Genomic DNA, 20,714 nt, shown 5'->3' with positions numbered 1-20,714 from the left:
CGATATTGGTGTACGTGGTATCCGCGGGGTATTGGCGTTATAGTTGCCTAACACGCTGTAATAATTGGAATATTAATCAGCCAAATGGCTTGCAGGGGAGGGGGTGTGGCGTTGCTACCACCGCGCAAGGATCTGAACAGCTCCACTCTGGTGGGTATTATCACCGGGATGTTGTTGATTGTGCTTTCGGTGCTGTTGTCGGCTGAGGAGCCGGGGGTATTCCTCAATCTGCCGGGTTTGCTGATTGTCATCGGCGGCACCATTGCGGCTACCTTTATCAGCTACCCCATGAAAGAGTTGCGCCAGGTCTATCGCAGCTTCCGCCTGATCTGGCGACATCAGGAGCTGGCGGTGGATCGCGAGATCGAAGAGATCGTACGGGTCTCCATCCTGCTCGGTCATGGCCGGCTCTCCGCCATCGAGGATGCGCTGGCCCGGATAAATAACCCGTTCCTGCGCACCGGCATCCAGCTGGTGATCGACCGCACGCCGCCCAGTGATATCGATGCGCTGCTGAAATGGCGTATTTTCAAACTACGCCGCCAGGAGTGGGGCGAGGCGCAGGTGTTTCGCTCCATGGCCACCTTTGCCCCCGCCTTCGGTATGGCCGGTACCCTGCTTGGTCTGGTCAATATGCTACAGGCGATGGATAACGCCGATTTCCGCGTGGTCGGTCTCAACCTGGGCATCGCCCTGACCACCACACTGTATGGGATTATCCTGGCCAACCTGCTGCTGAAACCGGTGGCGATCAAGCTGGAGCGGCGCACCGAGCAGCGGGTCATGCTGATGTACATGGTGCTGGAGGGGATCAGCATGCTGGGGCAGAAACGCAACCCCAGCTTTATCCGTGAGACCCTTAACTCCTTTGTCGCCCAGTATGAAGATGAGATCCACTCGCCCTCCCTGGAGGAGATTGAACAGCGGGTGGAGGCGGAGAGCGACGGCGTGACAACTGGCGAAGGTGGGAGAGTGCGCTGATGGATCGCCGACGTCCCCATCTGCCACCGCCCCCGCAGTGGGAGGACGAGCCGTTGCCGGATGACACGGATGGCGGCTGGCTGATCATCTACCTGGATGTGATGACCCTGATGCTCTGTCTGTTTGTGGTACTGCTCGCCTACTCCAGCTATTCAACCGAAGAGTACAAGGCGCTGGCCCGGACCCTCTCCAGTACGGCGACGGTAGCCGGTCCGGTGGAGACGCCCGTCGAACCCCAGCAGCAGCCCAGGGAGCGGGAGGCGGATATTGAACGGCCGGCCGATACGGAGGCGGAACAATTACAGGAGCGGTTTCAGAGTGCCCTGCTCGGCCAGGGGCTACAGGAGGCGATCGAGGTCACGGTGTCGGCCAATCAGGTCAATCTTCAGATCAGTGAGCGCATCCTGTTTGAGCTGGGTCAGGCCGAGCTGACCGCGGAGGGGCGCGAGGTGCTGGTGAAGCTGGTGCCGCTGCTGTCGGTGGCCAGCGACCACAGTCTGTCGATCGAGGGGCATACCGATCCCACGCCGATTGCCAATGCCCAGTTTCCCTCCAACTGGGAGCTGTCATCACAGCGTGCCACCGGGGTGTTGCGATTCCTGCTGACCCAGGGGATTGCCGCCGAGCGTATGCGTGCCGTCGGCTACGCTTCGACCCGGCCACTGGCTGATAACGCAACCGCTGAGGGACGAGCGCGTAACCGCCGCGTAGCCCTGATACTGCATCGGCTGGAGGAGTAGAGCGCTCGCCAGGCCTGGTCAGGTTGCAGCGTATCGGGTCCGAGGATGGCACAAGCCGTCAGTCGCAAAGATCGCCATTGTCGCTGGCCGGGTAACGATTCAGCTCACTGTCATACTCATCGAATCCCACGATGGTTCTCAGGTCGGCAAAGGGCAGCAGATTGTCCGGGTGCCCGCCCTGTTGCAGTGCCGCCAGCGCCTCCTGCATGGCGCGTATCGCGCTGCTGATCAGGGTTAGCGGATAGGCGGCGATCTTGTAGCCAATGCCCTCAAGCTGCTCCGGCGATAGCAGTGGCGTATCGCCCTGCTCCACCATATTCGCCATCTTCGGGCCGGGTATGGCGCGGCAGAACTGCTCCATCTCCTCCCGGCTTCTGGGGGCCTCGAGAAAAATGATATCGGCGCCCAGGTCGGCGAAGGCCTGGCAGCGCCAGAGTGCCTCCTGCATGCCCTGGCTGTGTCGGGCATCGGTGCGGGCCATGATCAGGATGTCACTACCGGCTTCACGCTGATCCACGGCGGCGCGGATGCGGTTCAGCGCCTCCTGTCGTCCGACTATCCGTTTGCCGCGGGTATGGCCGCAGCGTTTCGGGCTCTCCTGGTCCTCGACCATGGCGCAGGCAAAGCCGGCAGAGGCATATCCGCTTATCGTTCTGCGCACATTCATCGGATTGCCGTAACCGGTATCGGCATCACCGATGACCGGGATGGAGACAGCGGCGCAGATGTTCCGGCCCTGGTCGAGCATCTCGCTGTAGGAGATCAGTCCGGTATCCGGCATCCCCAGGCGCGCGGCGGAGGCGGCAAAACCGCTCATGAAGGTGAGGGGGAAGCCGGCCTGTTCAATCAGGCGTGCACTGATCCCGTCAAAACAGCACGGCATGGTGATCAGCCCCGGCTGGGCGAGTAACTGACGCAGTCTGTCGGCGGGCGAAGGTTCTGTCTGCATGGTGGTTGTCCGGCTTGGCTGATCTGTACGGTCCCATCATCAGGTGAAAATGGTTCAGACGATGATTATCTTTGCTATATTTCCACAGAACAAGCGGTGTAACGTTGGCTGTCGTGAAACCGCCAGGGCGGCCAGAAGGGGAAACTGGTGCCGATTTACCCTTCTCACGCTTTACAGTCAAAAATATCCATTGCAAACAAATTCGCAGTTATAAGGGATTACCATAAAAGAAGTGTTTTTTTTCAAAAAAAATGCAGCTATATAAGCAGTTAGCTGTTTATTTTTCCGTTACGCAAACGTAATCTATGCGAAGCAATTAGCATATCGGCGTGGTCTGGGGTTATCCCAGGCTGGGTATTTACCACCAACTGTGGAAGAGACTTATGAGCTACGAAGAGATCTATGCGCGTTCAATGGAAGATCCCGAGGGTTTTTGGGGAGATCAGGCGGCCGCTATCGACTGGTACAAGCCATGGGATAAGGTGCTGGATGACAGTCGCAAGCCCTTTTACCGCTGGTTTGCCGGCGCCGAGCTGAATACTTGCTACAACGCCCTGGATCGGCATGTTGAAAAAGGCCGTGCCGATCAGGCCGCATTGATCTACGACAGCCCGGTCACCGATACCCGGAAAATCTATACCTTCAGCGAACTGCGCGATGCCGTGGCCCAGTTTGCCGGGGTGCTGCGAGACCAGGGGGTGACCAAGGGTGACCGGGTTATCGTCTATATGCCGATGATTCCCGAGGCCGCCATCGCCATGCTGGCCTGTGCCCGTCTTGGCGCCATCCACTCGGTGGTGTTCGGCGGCTTCGCCTCCAAGGAGCTGGCCACCCGCATCGACGACGCCAAGCCGAAGGTGATGGTCTCTGCCTCCTGTGGTATCGAGGGCAGCCGGGTAATCGAATACAAGCCATTGCTGGACGAGGCGATCGAGCTCTCTACCCACAAGCCCGATCACACCGTTATCTATCAGCGCCCCCAGGCCACTGCCGCCATGCAGGCGGGGCGCGATGTGGACTGGGCATCGGCCGCCGCGGCCGCGACCCCGGCCGACTGCGTGCCGGTGGCCGCCACCGACCCGCTCTATATCCTCTACACCTCCGGCACCACCGGCGTGCCGAAGGGCGTGGTGCGTGATAACGGCGGCCATGCTGTTGCCATGCAGTGGAGCATGAAGAACATCTACAACGTCGATCCGGGCGATGTGTTCTGGGCCGCCTCGGACGTGGGTTGGGTCGTGGGTCACTCCTACATCGTCTATGCCCCGCTGCTGCAGGGCGCCACCACCATACTCTACGAGGGCAAGCCGATCGGCACCCCCGACCCGGGTGCCTTCTGGCGGGTGATCTCCGAGCACAAGGTGAAGACCCTGTTTACCGCGCCCACCGCGTTCCGCGCCATCCGCCGCGAGGACCCGGAAGCCGATTACCTGAAAAAATACGACATGTCCGGTTTCGAGGCGCTGTTCCTGGCCGGCGAGCGCTGTGATCCGGACACCCTGGAGTGGGCGCAGAAGCAACTGGCGGTGCCGGTGATCGACCACTGGTGGCAGACCGAGACCGGCTGGGGCATCGCCGCCAACTGTCTCGGTATCGAGGAGCTGCCGGTGAAGCCGGGCTCGCCCACGGTCTGCGTGCCGGGTTATGACGTGCGCATCCTGGATGAGAATGGCAATGAAGAGGCGGCCGGCGAGATCGGCCGCATCATGATTAAGCTGCCCATGCCCCCGGGCTGTCTGCCGACGCTGTGGCAGAACGACCAGCGTTTTGTCGACTCCTACCTGAGCGCCACCGACGGCTATTACCTGACCGGCGATGCCGGCTACAAGGATGCCGACGGCTACCTCTGGATCATGAGCCGGATCGACGACATCATCAACGTGGCCGGTCACCGTCTCTCCACCGGTGGCATGGAGGAGGTGCTGGCGTCCCATCCCGACGTGGCCGAGTGCGGCGTGATCGGCGCCGCCGATCAACTCAAGGGCGAGCTGCCGGTCGGCCTTGTGGTGCTCAAGGCGGGTGCCAACCGTCCAGAGGAGCAGGTGGTTGCGGAACTGGTGGCCCTGGTGCGGCAGAAGATCGGCCCGGTAGCCGCGTTCAAGAAGGTAGTAGTGGTGGATCGTCTGCCCAAAACCCGTTCCGGCAAGATCCTGCGTGGCACCATGAAGAAGATCGCCGATGGCGAGTCCTACAAGATGCCGGCGACCATCGATGATCCGGCCATCCTGGATGAGATCACCGAGGCGCTGATCCGCATCGGCTACGCCCAGAAGCACTGATTTTCAGTCGTAGTGTGTGACCCAAAACCGGCGGCGTTCGCCGCCGGACTTTAATGAGACAGGGGCGCATCGCGCCACTGTGCAGGAGTGATTCACCATGGCCAATACGCCAAAACCGACCCTGGATGACTGGAAGCAACAGGCCGAGAAAGAGCTGCGCGGACGCCCGCTGGAGACGCTGAACTGGCAGACCCCGGAAGGTATTGTGATAAAGCCGCTTTATAGCGCCGCCGACCTGGAGGGGCTGAACCATATCGACAGCCTGCCGGGCTTTGCTCCCTACCTGCGCGGTCCGCGGGCCACCATGTACGCGGGTCGTCCCTGGACGGTGCGGCAGTATGCCGGTTTCTCCACCGCCGAGGAGTCCAACGCCTTCTACAAGCGCAATCTGGCGGCCGGTCAACAGGGCCTGTCGGTGGCCTTTGATCTGGCCACCCACCGTGGCTACGACTCCGATCATCCGCGGGTGGTGGGTGATGTGGGCAAGGCCGGTGTGGCCATCGACTCGGTCGAGGATATGAAGATCCTGTTCGACAGCATCCCGCTGGACCAGGTGTCGGTCTCCATGACCATGAACGGCGCGGTGCTGCCGGTGATGGCCAGCTACATCGTTGCCGCCGAGGAGCAGGGGGTGCCGCCGGAAAAACTGGCTGGTACCCTGCAGAACGACATCCTCAAAGAGTTCATGGTGCGCAACACCTATATCTACCCGCCGGAACCGTCGATGCGCATCGTCGCCGATATCATCGGCTACACAGCGGAGAATATGCCCAAGTTCAACTCTATCTCCATCTCCGGCTACCACATGCAGGAAGCCGGTTCGACCCTGGTGCAGGAGCTGGCGTTCACTATCGCCGACGGTCTGGAGTACGTGCGGGCCGCCCTGGCCAAGGGGCTGGATGTGGATCAGTTCGCGCCGCGTCTCTCCTTCTTCTTCGCCATCGGCATGAACTTCTTCATGGAGGCGGCCAAGCTGCGCGCCGCGCGCCTGCTCTGGTCGGAACTGATGGAGAAGCATTTTCAGCCCAAGGATAAGCGCTCGAAGATGCTGCGCACCCACTGCCAGACCTCCGGTGTCAGCCTGACCGCCAAGGATCCCTACAACAACGTGATGCGTACCACCATCGAGGCGCTGGCGGCGGTGCTGGGTGGCACACAGTCGCTGCACACCAACGCCTTTGATGAAGCGCTGGCCCTGCCGACCGACAACTCGGCCCGCATCGCCCGCAACACCCAGCTGGTGATCCAGGAGGAGACCGGTATCACCAAGGTGGTGGATCCGCTGGCCGGCTCCTACTATGTGGAGAGCCTGACCAATGCGATGGTGGAAGAGGCGCGCGCCCTGATCGACGAGGTAGAGGCGCTGGGCGGCATGACCAAAGCGGTGGAGTCCGGTATGCCCAAGCTGCGTATCGAGGAGGCGGCGGCGTTGCGCCAGGCGCGTATCGACCGGGGTGAGGAGGTGATCGTCGGCGTCAACAAGTACCAGCTGGCCCAGGAGCCGGAGATCGACGTACTGGATATCGACAATACGGCGGTGCGCGAGGCCCAGGTGGCGCGGCTGCGACGGATCCGCGACGGACGCGATGCGACAGCCCACCAGGCGGCGCTGGATGCCCTGGTCGCGGCGGCAAAGGATGGCAGTGGCAATCTGCTCGCGCTGGCGGTGGATGCGGCGCGAGCCCGCGCCACGGTGGGCGAGATCTCCGACGCCCTGGAGTCGGTGTACAACCGGCACAAGGCGATAACCCGCTCGGTCTCCGGAGTCTACGGTTCTGCCTACGAGGGGGACAATGGCTTTGAAAAGATCAAGCAGGAGATCGCCGATTTTGCCGAGGAGCAGGGTCGCCGGCCGCGCATGCTGGTGGTCAAGATGGGCCAGGACGGGCATGATCGGGGCGCCAAGGTGATCGCCACCGCTTATGCGGATCTGGGTTTCGATGTGGATATCGGCCCTATGTTCCAGACCCCCGAGGAGGCAGCGCGCCAGGCGGCGGAAAATGATGTGCACGTGGTGGGCGTCTCGTCCCTGGCGGCAGGGCACAAGACCCTGGTGCCGGCCCTGATACAGGCGCTGAAGGCGGAGGGCGCCGAGGATATCCTGGTGGTCTGCGGCGGGGTGATCCCGCCCAAGGATTACCCGGTGCTGTTGGAAATGGGGGTGGCGGCCGTCTATGGGCCCGGCACCAATATACCGGCCTCGGCGGCGGAAATGCTGGCATTTATTCGCCGCCGCCAGGGTGCCTGATGAGACAAGAATAAACCCCTCCCCCGTGCCGGGAGAGGTGTCAGGTGGCAACGCCACTGTTCAAGCTTGAGGAGAGATTCATGCAAGATATGATTAGCCGGCTCGATGATAAGCGTGCCGCCGCGGTGAACGGCGGCGGCGAGAGACGCATTGAAAGCCAGCACGCCAAGGGCAAACTGACCGCGCGTGAGCGTATCGAACTGTTCCTGGATCCCGGCTCCTTCGAGGAGTGGGACATGTTCGTCGAGCACGGCTGCACCGAATTCGGCATGGAAAAGCAGAAGATCCCGGGTGACGGTGTGGTGACCGGCTACGGCACCGTCAGTGGCCGGCTGGTGTTCGTCTTCAGTCAGGACTTCACCGTGTTCGGCGGCTCGCTCTCCGGCGCCCATGCGCAGAAGATTTGCAAGATCATGGATCACGCCATGAAGGTGGGCGCGCCGGTGATCGGCTTGAATGACTCGGGCGGTGCACGTATCCAGGAGGGCGTGGAGTCGCTGGCCGGCTATGCCGATGTGTTCCAGCGCAATGTGCTGGCCTCTGGTGTGGTACCGCAGATATCCATGATCATGGGCCCCTGTGCCGGTGGCGCGGTCTACTCCCCCTCCATGACCGACTTTATCTTCATGGTAAAGGACACCTCCTACATGTTCGTCACCGGTCCGGATGTGGTCAAGACCGTGACCCATGAGAGCGTCACGGCGGAGCAGTTGGGCGGCGCGGTGACCCACACCACCAAGTCCGGCGTGGCCGATCTGGCCTTCGAAAATGATGTGGAAGCGCTGCTGATGCTACGCCGCTTCGTCAACTTCCTGCCGGCCAACAACAAGGAGCTGCCGCCGGTATGGCCGACGGATGACCCGGCCGATCGCAAGATCCCGTCACTGGATACCCTGATCCCGGCTGATCCCAACAAGCCCTACGATATGATGGAGCTGATCACCAAGATGGTCGATGACAACGACTTCTTCCAGACCCAGCCCGATTATGCCGCCAATATCATCACCGGCTTTGGCCGCATGCAGGGATCGACAATCGGCATCGTTGCCAACCAGCCGATGGTGCTGGCCGGCTGTCTGGATATCGACTCATCGAAGAAGGCGGCCCGCTTCGTCCGCTTCTGCGACGCCTTCAACATACCGGTGGTTACCCTGGTGGATGTACCGGGTTTCCTGCCGGGCACCAGCCAGGAGTACGGCGGCATCATCAAGCATGGCGCCAAGCTGCTGTATGCCTATGCCGAGGCCACCGTGCCGAAAATCACCGTGATTACCCGCAAGGCCTACGGTGGCGCCTATGACGTGATGGCCTCCAAGCACCTGCGCGGCGACGTCAACCTGGCCTGGCCGACTGCCGAGATTGCCGTGATGGGTCCGAAAGGGGCGGTGGAGATCATCTTCCGGCAGGATCTGGGCAACCAGGAAAAGATCGCCTCGCGCACCGAGGAGTACCGGGAGAAGTTCGCCAATCCCTTTGTCGCCGGCAGCCGCGGCTTTATCGATGATGTGATCATGCCGCACAGTACCCGTAAGCGGATCTGCCGCTCGTTGGCCATGTTGAAGGACAAGGAGCTGGAGAATCCCTGGCGCAAGCACGGCAATATTCCGCTCTAACGCACTGAACAATCAAAAGGCTATGGCGAGCCGCGGATCAGCGCATTCATCCGCGGCTAACACACAGAGACATAAAAATATGTTTGAAAAAATACTGATAGCTAACCGAGGTGAGATCGCCTGCCGGGTGATCAAGAGTGCCCGCAAGATGGGTATCAAAACCGTGGCAGTCTTCTCCGACGCCGACCGCGAGGCGCTGCACGTCAAGATGGCCGACGAGGCGGTGCATATCGGTCCCTCTGCCTCCGCCGAAAGTTACCTGGTGATGGAGCGCATTATCCAGGCCTGTCGCGATACCGGTGCCCAGGCGGTGCATCCCGGTTACGGCTTCCTGTCGGAAAACTCGGCCTTTTGCGAGGCGCTGGAGAAAGAGGGTATCGCCTTTATCGGGCCGGCTACCCTGGCTATCAACAGCATGGGCGACAAGATCACCTCCAAGAATCTGGCGGAGCAGGCCGGGGTCAATGTGATTCCCGGCTATACCGATGTGGTGCGGGATGCGGAGCATGCGGTGGAGATCTCCAATGGCATCGGCTACCCGGTGATGCTGAAGGCCTCGGCCGGCGGCGGGGGCAAGGGCATGCGGGTGGCCTGGAACGAGGCGGAGTGCCGTGATGGCTTCGAGCGCGCCACCAACGAGGCCCGCTCCAGCTTTGGTGATGACCGGGTGTTTATCGAGAAATTCATCGAGGAACCGCGCCACATCGAAATCCAGGTGATGGCCGATACCCATGGCAACGTGATCTACCTGGGCGAGCGCGAGTGCTCCATCCAGCGCCGCCACCAGAAGGTGATCGAGGAGGCCCCCTCGCCCTTCATCGATGAGGCCACCCGCAAGCAGATGGGTGAACAGGCGGTGCAGTTGGCCCGGGCGGTGCAGTACCGTTCGGCCGGAACCGTGGAGTTCATTGTCGATGCCAAGCGCAATTTCTATTTCCTGGAGATGAACACCCGCCTGCAGGTTGAGCATCCGGTCACCGAACTGGTCACCGGTCAGGATCTGGTGGAACTGATGATCCGGGTGGCCAATGGTGAGGAGCTGCCGCTCCGGCAGGAGGATGTAAAACTGACCGGCTGGGCCATGGAGTCGCGGGTCTATGCGGAGGACCCGTTCCGCAACTTCCTCCCCTCAATCGGCCGCCTGGTCAAGTATGAGCCGCCGGTGGGTGACAACGTGCGGGTGGATACCGGCGTCTACGAAGGCGGCGAGGTCTCCATGTTCTATGACCCGATGATCGCCAAGCTGATCACCTATGGGGCCAATCGCAATGAGGCGATCACGCGTATGCAGGATGCCCTGGATGCCTACTGCATTCGCGGTGTGCAGCACAACATCAGCTTCCTCAACGCCCTGATGGTGCATCCGCGCTTTATCGAGGGTCGGCTCACCACCAACTTTATCGCCGAAGAGTTTCCGGATGGTTTCGATGCCTCCTATGTGCCGCAGGATGATCCGGCCAAGGTGGTGGCCGTGGCAGCCATGATTCATCGTCAGTATATGGATCGTGCGGCCCGGCTGAGCGGCCAGTTGCGCGGTCATGAGCGCAAGGTGAATGATGAGTGGGTGGTGATTATCAACGGAGAGCACCATGCGGTCAGCGCAGTGCCGGCCAATGGCGGCTGCCGGGTGGAGTATGCCGGCAACGGTTACGATGTGACTACCGAATGGGCGCTGGGTCAGCCGCTGCTGCATGGCACTATCAACGGCCAGTCGGTCTGTTTCCAGGTCGAACGCAAGGGGCTCTGGCTGCGGCTGTTCCATCGTGGCAACCAGACCGATGCCCTGGTGATGACGCCGCGGGCGGCGGAACTGCATGCCCTGATGCCGGAAAAGGAGGCGCCGGATCTGTCCAAATTCCTGCTCTCTCCCATGCCCGGGCTGCTGGTCAAGGTATCGGTTGTCGAAGGCCAGGAGGTCAAGGCGGGTGAAGAGCTGGCGGTGATAGAGGCGATGAAAATGGAGAACGTATTGCGTGCCGAGCAGGACGCCACCGTGGCCAGCATCCAGGCCGAGGCCGGTGATAGTCTGAGAGTGGATCAGATCATCATCGAGTTCGAGTGAGTCACAGCGGGTGGGATTATCAGCAGCGAATAAACCTAAAAACCTTATTTCAACCGCTAAGAACGGAAAGAACACCAAGGAAAACAACGACTTGAATTCTCCCGATTCTCCTGGCGGGTTGGGCCGAAAATGAAGGTAAGCCATTGTATTTCTTTGCGCACTTTGCGTTCTTCGCGGTTAAATTGAGGAATTCAGAATAAACAGGGCGTCTCTCGGTGGTCGGTCCAGATGTCGGGTCCGCCCGCAAGGTTGAACGCAAGGCTCGAATTCAGGGTCGGGATACCGGCATTCATTCACGGCTGGATATCCAGAGGTCAGGTACGCAATTTCGCATGATGGATACCGAACAACTGAGTGAGCAACTGGCCGGGCAGCTACTGGCGGGCAACCGCAGGGCGCTTTCCCGGGCCATCACCCTAGTGGAGTCTACCCGGTCCGATCATCGGGTCCAGGCCAATGCCCTGTTACAGCGGCTCACGCCGCATGCCGGAAATTCCATCCGTATCGGTATCAGCGGTGTGCCGGGGGCGGGTAAATCCACCTTCATCGAAGCGGCCGGGCTGCATATTCTGGAGCAGGGGCACAAGCTGGCGGTGCTGGCGGTGGACCCCTCTTCCGCCATCAGCGGGGGTTCGATCCTGGGGGACAAGACCCGTATGGAGGAACTCTGCCGGCACCGCGACGCCTTTATCCGCCCCTCGCCGGCAGGCAGGACCCTGGGCGGCGTCACCCGACGTACCCGCGAGACCATGCTGTTGTGTGAGGCGGCCGGGTTTGATGTGGTGATTGTCGAGACCGTCGGGGTTGGCCAGTCGGAGACCGCGGTGGCCGATATGACCGACATGTTCCTGCTGTTGCTGCTGCCGGGGGGGGGCGACGATCTGCAGGGGATCAAGCGCGGCATCATGGAACTGGCCGATCTGGTGCTGGTGAACAAGGCCGATGGTGATATGGCGGCCACCGCCAATCACTCGGCCAGCGACTATATTCATGCCCTGAAGCTGCTGCATCCCCGGACCCGAAACTGGCGGGTGCCGGTCAAGACCTGTTCGGCCCTGGAGGGGCGGGGCATTGCCGAGGCGTGGGAGACGGTCTGCCGTTATCGGGACGTGCTCACCGCCAGTGGTGAGCTGGCCCAGCGACGCGCCCAGCAGGCCAAATCCTGGATGTGGAGCGAGACGGCGGAGAATCTGCTTACCGCCTTGCGCGAGGACAGGCAGGTGGCGCAGCTGATCCCCCGGCTGGAACGGGCGGTGACCGACGGCACCCTGCCCCCGACCCTGGCCGCCGCTCAACTGCTGAATGCCTTTTTACGCAACGACCGGTTGCCCGACTGAGCCCCAATTACCCATGAGGTTATATAAATGATTGGAAAACTGAATCACGTAGCGATTGTTGTACCTGACCTGGAGGCTGGGACCGCCATCTATCGGGATACCCTGGGGGCGCAGGTATCCGAACCTCTGGCGTTGCCGGAGCATGGTGTCATTACGGTATTTGTCGAGCTGCCCAACACCAAAATCGAGTTGCTCTATCCGCTGGGCGAAAACTCCCCCATCGCCAAATACCTGGAGAAGAATCCGGGTGGCGGGGTGCACCATGTCTGTTACGAGGTGGCGGATATCCAGGCGGCGGCGGAGAAGATGCAACAGGCGGGTGCGCGGGTGCTGGGCGATATCAAGATCGGCGCCCACAACAAGCCGGTGCTGTTCCTGCATCCCAAGGATTTTTGCGGCACCCTGGTGGAGTTGGAGCAGGCGTAGACAATTCCCTTGCCCGTCGGGTCGAAATTGTCAATACTTGGCCCGCCTCGGACCGGTTTTGTGGCACAGTCCGCAGGTTGGGGTGGGAACGAACGAACCTCAACATCAGGATGGCGCGCATGCATGAAATCCCATTGGGGTTCGCAGGCTCACCCCAACCTACGGACTCTGGCTGAAATATAGATACAGGGTTGACCATGGCCTCCATTGAACAGCTTTTTGACTACAACGCCGATTGGGCGGCCCGCATAAAGGCGGAAGATCCGGCATTTTTTGACAAGTTGTCGAAACAGCAGTCACCCGAATATCTCTGGATCGGCTGCTCCGACAGTCGGGTACCTGCCAATCAGATTACCGGCCTGCTGCCGGGTGAGATTTTCGTCCACCGTAATGTAGCCAATATGGTGGTGCACACCGATCTCAACTGCCTGACCGTGGTGCAGTACGCGGTTGAGGTGCTGAAAGTGAAGCACATCATGGTTGTTGGGCATTACGGGTGTGGTGGTGTCGCGGCCGCGCTGGAAAACCGCCCCCTGGGTCTGATCGACAACTGGATCCGCAATATCAAGGATATCTATTTCCGTCACCAGGAACGTTTCGAGAGCTGTATCGACCAGGAAGAGCGGGTCGATATCCTTTGTGAACTGAATGTGATCCAGCAGGTGGCCAACCTGTCCCATACCACGATTGTGCAGGATGCCTGGAGCCGTGGTCAGCCGCTGTCGGTACACGGCTGGATCTACAGTATCCGGGACGGCATCCTGCGGGATCTGGATGTCAGTTACGATGCGGCGGGACAACTCCCGGCCGTCTATCGGCACAAGCCGGCCAAGGGCTCATGAAACAGCGGCTTGCACTACTCGAAGAGACCCTGCATCGTGAAGTGCCGCTGACACGCACCATGGGGGTGCGGGTGGAGGAGCATGACGGACGGGAACTGCTGTTTCTGGCCGACTTCGAGCCCAATATCAATATCCATGGCACCGCTTTCGGCGGCAGCCTCTACAGCATCTGCGCGGTGGTCTGCTGGGGGATGCTGCACCTCAAGTATGAGGACGAGGGGCTGCAGGCCCACAGTGTCCTGGGGGATGCCAATATCAGCTACCGTCTGCCGGTGCGGGGTGAAATCAAGGCACGTTGCCGCCTGCCTGAGGATGGCAGTTATGAGGCCTTCATCGAAAACCTGCGGGCCGGCAAGCGCAGCCGCATCGAGCTGACCGCGGAGATCCTCACCGAGCGTGGCGTGGCGGTGCGCTTTATTGGCAGTTATTCGGCCACTACCTGAGCCGCCAGCCACGACACCACTGCGCTTGTTACCCCGGCAGTTAGCCAATCTCCCTGGCACCGGAGTTATCCTGATTCCATATCGGCCTATAGTTCAGAGAACTTGCGAGGCCCTGTTGACCGCGGCCTTGTGATAGAGCGAATTAAGGATAATAAGGTTTTGCCGCTAACCTGTTATTGCGTGGATCGCCCTCGGGCAGGCGGTTGCGACAGGCTGACAGGCGAAACGGACCCCGGGTATAGGTAAAGCCAATGAGCAAGCTGCAGAATCTGAACCAGGATATCTCCGCCAGTGAAAGTGCGCTGCACCCGGTGCTGGTGACCCTGCTGCAAATCAGGTTGAGCAATCGCGCCCTGCGTGACTGTCTGCAGGAGGCCCTGCGGATCATTCTGACCGCCCCCTTCTCCGAACTGCTTCCCTCCGGCGCCATTTTTCTGGCCAGCCGCGAGACGAGGGAGCTTCAGCTGCTGGTCCACGAAAATCTTGCTAAGCCGCTGCATACCCTCTGTGCCCGGGTGCCTTTTGGACACTGTTTGTGCGGTCGTGCAGCAGCCGAGCGACAGATTATGCATGCCGCGTGCGTGGATGAGCGGCACGAGATCCTGTTTGATGGTATACAGCCCCACGGCCACTACAATGTGCCGATCCTCTCCGGTGCAAGGGTGCTGGGAGTGATGGTGCTCTACCTGCCTCATGGCCATCGGCGGGACGAGGGGGAGATCCGTTTCCTGGAGACGGCGGCCCTGGTGCTGACCGGAATCATCGAGCGCAAGCGTTTCGAGGAGCAGCAGGAGAGCCACTACCAGAGTCTGATCGAGAACCTGCCGCAGCGTATCTTCCACAAGGACCCGGATCTGCGCTATGTCTCCTGCAACCGGCTTTATGCCCGGGACCTGGAGATCCAGCCGGGGGATATCGGTGGTCGTTGTGATACCGATTTCTACTCCCCCGAGCAGGCGGAGCAGTTCGCCCGGGAGGATCGCTGGGTGATGCAGAGCGGGGAGACCATCGAGAAGGATGTGATTCGCAGCTATCGCGGGGTGGAGTCATCCTACCATCTTCTGAAGGCGCCATTACGTGGTCCCGCCGGCCTCGTTATGGGAGTTTTCGGCATGTACTGGGACAACTCAGAGGAGAAGCGCGCCCAAGCGGCCCTGAAGGAGAGCGAGGAGAAGTTCTCGGCCATGGCCAATTCGGCCCAGGATGCCATTGTCATGGTCAACCAGGATGAGGAGGTGATCTTCTGGAATATGGCCGCCGAGGTGATGTTCGGTTTCCAGGTTGAAGATATTGTCGGGCAGCGACTGGATGACTGGATTGAGCCGGGTGCCAGCCGGGATGAATTTGCCAGATTGGTTTCGCAATTGACCAAACCGCACATGTGGCGCTCTATTGGAAAAACGGTGGAATTGACGGCCCTGAGGAAGGGGGGTGAAGCTTTCCCTATCGAACTGTCGATCTCCTCCCTGCAGTTGAGAGGGCGGTGGCAGGTCATCTGTATTATTCGTGATATTTCAGAGCGCAAGAAAACCGAACTGGAACGCCAACTGATGGAGGTGCAGTTACGCCAGGCACAGAAACTGGAATCAATCGGCCAATTGGCGGCCGGTATCTCGCATGAAATTAATACACCCACTCAATTCGTTGGTGACAATACCCAGTTTCTGAAAGAGGCGATTGCTGATCTGGAGTCGTTAATTGACCAATACCGCCAACTGCTCGAGGGAATCGGATCGGGGGCGGATACATCGGGACTTATACAACAGATTCATCAGAAGGAAGATGAGATCGATTTGAGTTTTTTACGTGAGGAGGTACCGAAGGCGATCGATCAGTCACTGGAAGGAGTGCGTCGAATCAGCAAGATTGTTCGGGCGATGAAAGAGTTTTCCCATCCTGGCGTGGCAGGCAGGGTGGAGACCGATATCAACAGGGCGATCCGTACCACGCTGGAGGTTTCCCGCAATGAGTGGAAGTATGTTGCCGAAATTCACCTGGATCTGGCGGAAGAACTGCCAAAAATTTCTTGTGTGCCTGATCAGATTAATCAGGTATTCCTGAATCTGATAGTTAATGCTGCCCATGCGATTGCCGGTGTTATTGAGCAGGGTGACACTCGCAGAGGCACTATTGATATCTCGACGAGCCTGCTGGGTGATCAGATCGAGATCCGGGTAAGCGACAGCGGAAGCGGTGTGCCGGCCGATATAAAAGAGCGCATTTTTGACCCCTTCTTTACCACCAAGGCGGTGGGCAAGGGTACTGGGCAGGGACTTTATATCGCCTATAATACCGTTGTTGAGCACCATCACGGTGGCCTCCGGGTGGAGGATAATCCCTCCGGCGGAGCAGTATTCGTGGTGCTGTTGCCTGTGGGTGGCACGGAACGGGTGGGTGACATGGTGTCCCTGTCCGGCTAGGACAGGGACATTGAAATGAAAAGCAGGATCCTCTTTGTAGATGATGAGCAGCATCTGCTGGATGGCTTGAAAAGATCACTCAGAAGCCAGCGCAATGTCTGGGAAATGAGCTTCGCTACTTCCGGCGAGGAGGCGGTCCGCCTGATGAATGACCAACACTTCGATGTGGTGGTCACGGACATGCGCATGCCCGGCATGAACGGGGCGGAGCTGCTGGCGCGACTTTCCGAGAATTACCCGGATATGATCCGGCTGATCCTGTCCGGACATTCGGATGAGGCGCTGATTCTCAAGGCGGTGCCCTACGCCCACCAGTTTCTCGCCAAACCCTGCGATGCGGAGGTGATCAAGCATGTCATTACCCGTTCACTCAAGCTGAAGTCGCTGGTGGAGGATAGTCGCATGCAGATGCTGGTGTCGCAGATCCGCTCGCTGCCGACGCTGCCGGAACTCTATGTGGAACTGACCGAACTGCTGGATTCGGATCGAGTTTCGATACAGCAGGTGGGTGAGGTGATTGGCCAGGATCCGGCGATGGTCTCGAAAATCCTGCAGATGGTCAATTCGGCCTTTTTTGGTATCGGTCACCACATTTCCAGCCCGGTGCAGGCGGCCACTATGCTGGGCACCGAAACGCTGCGGGGATTGGTGCTCTCCGCGGGCATTTTTATGCAGTTTAATACCAAGAATTTAAATGTCGGCGGCTTCACGCTGGAAGCGCTGCATCGTCACAGCCTGCAGGTATCGCGCCTGGCCAGGGAAATCGCTGTCTCCATGGAGGCGGAGAAGCAAGTAGTAGAGGATTCCCTGCTGGCGGGATTGCTACATGATATCGGCAGGCTGGTCCTGGTACAGAGCCTGCCGAACGAATATCAGGAGTTTATTAATAAAATGCATGACTGCCAGACCGGATTACTGGAGGCGGAGCGTGCCGTGTTCAATGTCGATCATGGGCGGGTGGGTGCCTATCTGCTGGGTCTGTGGGCATTACCCGACAGCCTGGTGGAGGCGGTTGCCTATCATCATGAACCGCAGCTCTCGGAACACTTCGGATTGTCACCGCTGCTAGCGGTGCATGTGGCGGATGCCCTGATATCGGCTCACAGCACGGAGACGTCCGTCATTCCGACAATGCTGAATATGGACTATCTGGCCGCCGCCGGTATGACGGACCGACTGGATGGATGGCGCGCCCTCCACACCACCCTGTTGGCGGAGGCCGGATGATGGCAGCGCGGGTACTGTTCGTTGATGATGAAGAGAATATCCTGAATGGCATCAAACGCCAGCTCAGGAAACAGTACGAGATAACCACCGCCTTGAGCGGTGCCGAGGCGCTGGATGCGATCAGGGTGGGCGAGGAGTTTGCCGTTATTGTCTCCGACATGCGCATGCCGGAGATGGATGGTGTTGAGTTTCTGCATCGGGCCCGGGAGCTTTCGCCCAACAGCGTGCGGCTGATGCTGACCGGCAATGCCGACCAGCAGACCGCCATCGATGCCGTCAACCGGGGCGCGGTGTTCCGTTTCATGAACAAGCCCTGTCCGGTCACGCTGCTGGTCGAGAGTGTGGAGGCGGCCCTGGAACAGTATCGACTGGTCAAATCCGAGCAGGAGCTGCTGGAGGGTACGGTCAACGGCTCCATCAAGCTGTTGACCGATATCCTGTCTATGGTGGCCCCGGAAACCTTCGGCAAATTGACCGAGTTGCGGGAGCTGGCACGGGAAATCGCCCGCGCCATGCGCCTGATGTCCACCTGGGATATTGAAATGGCCGCGATGCTCTCCAAGATTGCCTATGTCACCCTGCCGCCCCAGACCCTGGCCCGGGTGCGGGCCGGCAAGGCGCTGGATCAGGCCGAGCAGTTGGTGATCGCGCGGCTGCCGGAAACCAGTAGCAATCTGCTGGCTAATATCCCCCGCCTGGAACAGGTGTCACGCATCATTCTCTATCAGCGCAAGAATTTTGACGGCAGCGGCTTTCCCCAGGATATGCTGGCCGGCGAAGAGATTCCGCTGGAGAGCCGCATCCTCAAGGTGCTGCACGAACTGTCGGTACAGGAGGATAACGGCCTGTCCACTGCCACCGCCCTGAAGCAGATGGGCAGGCAGCCGGGGCGCTATGACCCCCAAGTGCTGCAGACGGTAGGCTGGTTCCTGATGGCGACGGAAGAAGAGGAAGCGCTACTGCCGCCGATCCACGTGAAGGTGGCCGAGCTGAGACCGGGGGTGGTGCTGATCAACCCGGTGGAGACGGTGGAGGGGCACACTTTGATTACCGCCGGCCAGAAGCTGACCGAGACCATGCTCCAGCGGCTGGTCAACTATCATCATGTGCACCGGGTCAGGGAGCCGATCAAGATCGCCATGCCGGCGGAAGCCTGATCGATTGGGCGCCGGCCTCCTGTGGGGCCATGCGGTTCGCTTCACGACCGCATTTTGAAATCCAGTCATAGGGGCGTCGTCGGCGGGCAAGGCCCACGCTATGGTATTCGAGCATCGCCAGCGAGGAGGATACTCGCCGGAAGCGATACCGGCGGAGCGCTACGCTTCCGGGTCCAGCAGGATACCCTTGTCAAACAGCGGGCTCGGTTTGCTCAGCAGGTAGCCCTGGGCGTAGTTGACGCCGATCTCATGCAGTTGATGATGGATGTCTTCATTCTCCACAAATTCCGCGATTGTCTGTTTGCCCATGATCTGGCCCATGTCGTTGATCGACTTGACCAGGGTCCAGTCGATGATGTTACGGTCAATGTGGCGCACAAACATGCCGTCCATCTTGAGGAAATCCACCGGCAGGGTGCGCAGGTAGGCAAAGGAGGAGAGTCCGGTGCCAAAGTCATCCAGGGAGAAGCGGATGCCACTCGCCTTGAGAACCTGCATAAAGTTGACCGCGGCATCCAGGTGGCTGATGGCAGCGGTCTCCGTGACCTCGAAACAGATCTTGCCAGGCGGCACTTCGGACTGGGCCAGGGTTTCCTGGATGAAGTTCAGCATCTCCTCGTCACCGATGGAGAGACCGGACAGGTTGATGGAGCAGAGCGAGAGCGCCTGCAACTGGTCCGGATGGTCGTTAAGCCAGCCGATGGTGTTGCGGATCACCCAGCGGTCGATCTGGGGGGTCAGGTGGTAGTGTTCTGCCGCCGGTAGAAATTCGCCTGGTGAAATAATCCGGCCGTCATCCCCCTCCAGCCTGATCAGTATTTCATAGTGCTCTCCTTCGCTTTCAATCGGGTTGATCGGTTCAATGGTCTGGTAATAGAGCTGGAAGCGGTTCTCCGTGATTGCCCGGTTGATGCGGCTGATCCACTGGATCTCGGTCAGGCGCCGGGTCAGCAGGGCATCCTGTGCGCCGCCGGTGTGAATCCGGTTTCTGCCCTGATCCTTGGCCACATTGCAGGCGGTTTCCGCCGCGTTGAACAGCGCGGTGACGCTTTCGCTGTCGCTGTTGACCGGTATCAGACCAATACTGGTACTCAGGTCATAATTGCCCTCTTCCCAATGAAAAACGAACGCTTTCATCTGCTGGTGTATTTGCTGGACGATCTGCTGGCCGTCCTGCAGACTGCAGTCGCTCAGGATCAGGCCAAACTGGTCACTGCCCAGGCGCGCGGCGATATCCCCGCTACGCCGCTGATGTGAAAGCAGCGCCCCCAGTTGTCGCAACAGTTCATCACCGGCGGTGTAGCCGCAAGCGTCATTGATACGGTGAAAGTAGTCGATATCGATAAAACAGAAGATATGCTGTCGTTCCTCCTGTTTGGCCGATTCCAGTGAGCTTTTCAGGCGCAGCTCGAATGCCCGACGATTAGCCAGACCGGTAAGAATGTCATGCCGTAGATGGTGGGAGAGCTTGGCACTGAGATGCTGGACCTTATCCGCGGCATGCTGTGATATGGCGTCCCGATGCCGTTCGGTGCGATATTGCACCAGTGCCTCGTCCAGCGCCTCCCGGAGGGCAGCGGCGGAACAGGGCTTGGTGAGGAATTTGAAGACGTGGCCCTGATTGACCGCATCCATGGCGGTCTGCTGGTCGGAGTTTCCGGTCAGCATGATGCGAATCGCCTGAGGATGGGAAACCGTCAGGCGTTTGAGTAGCTCAACGCCATCCATTTCCGGCATCCGCATATCCGACACCACCACAGCGTAGGGGTTATCACCTGTCCGGTCGAACAGTTCCAGTGCCTCGGCTCCGCTGGTGGCTGTATCGATGCTGAATTGTTTGCCCAGGCCACGGCGGTAACCGGAGAGGATCAAGGGCTCGTCATCGACCAGCAGGATACGTTCAGTCACTTGGGTTGTCCCCCTGGGAAAAGTTATTGCGATTGTCGTATGCCAGGCGATTTAATCGATTAACAATATTGGAGCGGGTCCG

15 protein-coding genes are annotated in these 20,714 nt (G+C 59.8%); 13 read left to right on the top strand and 2 right to left on the bottom strand.

Annotation, left to right across the window (positions count from 1 at the left end):
• Positions 1-132 precede the first annotated feature (132 nt).
• Both ACHZBF_RS16740 and ACHZBF_RS16735 read left to right on the top strand, forming a co-directional pair.
• Positions 133-981: a motility protein A gene (locus ACHZBF_RS16740; RefSeq protein WP_037374667.1), complete on the top strand. Its 849-nt coding sequence runs from the start codon at positions 133-135 to the stop codon at positions 979-981.
• The gene (locus ACHZBF_RS16735) at positions 981-1,721 is read left to right on the top strand and encodes an OmpA/MotB family protein (protein ID WP_273440231.1); all 741 of its coding nucleotides are present in this window, start codon (positions 981-983) and stop codon (positions 1,719-1,721) included. Before ACHZBF_RS16740 ends, ACHZBF_RS16735 begins: the two co-directional genes overlap by 1 nt.
• Positions 1,722-1,779: 58 nt before the next feature.
• On the opposite strand, the gene ACHZBF_RS16730 is transcribed toward ACHZBF_RS16735, so the two are convergent.
• Entirely contained in the window at positions 1,780-2,670 is an 891-nt protein-coding gene (locus ACHZBF_RS16730; protein WP_321529069.1) for an isocitrate lyase/PEP mutase family protein, read from the bottom strand.
• Between the two features lie 383 nt (positions 2,671-3,053).
• On the opposite strand from ACHZBF_RS16730, the gene ACHZBF_RS16725 reads away from it, so the two are divergent.
• From ACHZBF_RS16725 to ACHZBF_RS16675, 11 genes are all read left to right on the top strand, one after another.
• Positions 3,054-4,949 (top strand): propionyl-CoA synthetase, encoded by a 1,896-nt coding sequence (locus ACHZBF_RS16725; protein ID WP_321529068.1) that lies wholly within the window; start codon positions 3,054-3,056, stop codon positions 4,947-4,949.
• 97 nt (positions 4,950-5,046) lie between these two features.
• Entirely contained in the window at positions 5,047-7,197 is a 2,151-nt protein-coding gene (gene scpA / locus ACHZBF_RS16720; RefSeq protein ID WP_321529067.1) for a methylmalonyl-CoA mutase, read from the top strand.
• Between the two features lie 80 nt (positions 7,198-7,277).
• Complete coding sequence (locus ACHZBF_RS16715) at positions 7,278-8,810, top strand: acyl-CoA carboxylase subunit beta (protein ID WP_029132302.1); 1,533 nt, start codon at positions 7,278-7,280, stop codon at positions 8,808-8,810.
• A 79-nt stretch (positions 8,811-8,889) separates the two neighbouring features.
• Entirely contained in the window at positions 8,890-10,872 is a 1,983-nt protein-coding gene (locus ACHZBF_RS16710) for an acetyl/propionyl/methylcrotonyl-CoA carboxylase subunit alpha (RefSeq protein WP_321529066.1), read from the top strand.
• A 332-nt stretch (positions 10,873-11,204) separates the two neighbouring features.
• Entirely contained in the window at positions 11,205-12,209 is a 1,005-nt protein-coding gene (gene meaB / locus ACHZBF_RS16705) for a methylmalonyl Co-A mutase-associated GTPase MeaB (protein ID WP_321529065.1), read from the top strand.
• Between the two features lie 27 nt (positions 12,210-12,236).
• Entirely contained in the window at positions 12,237-12,635 is a 399-nt protein-coding gene (mce, locus tag ACHZBF_RS16700) for a methylmalonyl-CoA epimerase (protein WP_029132305.1), read from the top strand.
• 197 nt (positions 12,636-12,832) lie between these two features.
• On the top strand, positions 12,833-13,477 hold the full coding sequence (gene can / locus ACHZBF_RS16695; RefSeq protein WP_288108468.1) for a carbonate dehydratase: 645 nt from the start codon (positions 12,833-12,835) through the stop codon (positions 13,475-13,477).
• Positions 13,474-13,920, top strand: coding sequence for a YiiD C-terminal domain-containing protein (locus ACHZBF_RS16690; RefSeq protein ID WP_051301809.1), 447 nt, complete (start codon positions 13,474-13,476; stop codon positions 13,918-13,920). The genes can and ACHZBF_RS16690 overlap by 4 nt, the downstream gene beginning before the upstream one ends.
• Positions 13,921-14,171: 251 nt before the next feature.
• Positions 14,172-16,340 (top strand): PAS domain S-box protein, encoded by a 2,169-nt coding sequence (locus tag ACHZBF_RS16685; RefSeq protein WP_321529064.1) that lies wholly within the window; start codon positions 14,172-14,174, stop codon positions 16,338-16,340.
• Between the two features lie 15 nt (positions 16,341-16,355).
• Positions 16,356-17,567, top strand: coding sequence for a response regulator (locus ACHZBF_RS16680; protein ID WP_321529063.1), 1,212 nt, complete (start codon positions 16,356-16,358; stop codon positions 17,565-17,567).
• A complete protein-coding gene (locus tag ACHZBF_RS16675; RefSeq protein WP_321529062.1) occupies positions 17,564-18,724 on the top strand; it encodes an HD domain-containing phosphohydrolase in 1,161 nt (386 codons plus the stop codon). Before ACHZBF_RS16680 ends, ACHZBF_RS16675 begins: the two co-directional genes overlap by 4 nt.
• 159 nt (positions 18,725-18,883) lie before the next feature.
• Here the strand turns inward: ACHZBF_RS16675 and ACHZBF_RS16670 are convergent, their stop codons facing one another.
• Complete coding sequence (locus ACHZBF_RS16670; RefSeq protein WP_321529061.1) at positions 18,884-20,632, bottom strand: EAL domain-containing protein; 1,749 nt, start codon at positions 20,630-20,632, stop codon at positions 18,884-18,886.
• Between the last annotated feature and the right edge of the window lie 82 nt (positions 20,633-20,714).

Origin of the sequence: Sedimenticola selenatireducens (assembly GCF_963675335.2) — a bacterium.
Lineage (GTDB): Bacteria > Pseudomonadota > Gammaproteobacteria > Chromatiales > Chromatiaceae > Sedimenticola > Sedimenticola selenatireducens.
This window is presented reverse-complemented; position numbering and strand designations above follow the sequence as displayed.

Bases quoted from the DNA above. Each gene is read 5' to 3' on its own strand.
- ACHZBF_RS16735 (WP_273440231.1), top strand. From the start codon at position 981: ATGGATCGCCGACGTCCCCATCTGCCACCGCCCCCGCAGTGGGAGGAC.
- ACHZBF_RS16730 (WP_321529069.1), bottom strand. From the start codon at position 2,670: ATGCAGACAGAACCTTCGCCCGCCGACAGACTGCGTCAGTTACTCGCC.
- ACHZBF_RS16725 (WP_321529068.1), top strand. From the start codon at position 3,054: ATGAGCTACGAAGAGATCTATGCGCGTTCAATGGAAGATCCCGAGGGT.
- scpA (WP_321529067.1), top strand. From the start codon at position 5,047: ATGGCCAATACGCCAAAACCGACCCTGGATGACTGGAAGCAACAGGCC.
- ACHZBF_RS16715 (WP_029132302.1), top strand. From the start codon at position 7,278: ATGCAAGATATGATTAGCCGGCTCGATGATAAGCGTGCCGCCGCGGTG.
- ACHZBF_RS16710 (WP_321529066.1), top strand. From the start codon at position 8,890: ATGTTTGAAAAAATACTGATAGCTAACCGAGGTGAGATCGCCTGCCGG.
- meaB (WP_321529065.1), top strand. From the start codon at position 11,205: ATGATGGATACCGAACAACTGAGTGAGCAACTGGCCGGGCAGCTACTG.
- mce (WP_029132305.1), top strand. From the start codon at position 12,237: ATGATTGGAAAACTGAATCACGTAGCGATTGTTGTACCTGACCTGGAG.
- can (WP_288108468.1), top strand. From the start codon at position 12,833: ATGGCCTCCATTGAACAGCTTTTTGACTACAACGCCGATTGGGCGGCC.
- ACHZBF_RS16690 (WP_051301809.1), top strand. From the start codon at position 13,474: ATGAAACAGCGGCTTGCACTACTCGAAGAGACCCTGCATCGTGAAGTG.
- ACHZBF_RS16685 (WP_321529064.1), top strand. From the start codon at position 14,172: ATGAGCAAGCTGCAGAATCTGAACCAGGATATCTCCGCCAGTGAAAGT.
- ACHZBF_RS16680 (WP_321529063.1), top strand. From the start codon at position 16,356: ATGAAAAGCAGGATCCTCTTTGTAGATGATGAGCAGCATCTGCTGGAT.
- ACHZBF_RS16675 (WP_321529062.1), top strand. From the start codon at position 17,564: ATGATGGCAGCGCGGGTACTGTTCGTTGATGATGAAGAGAATATCCTG.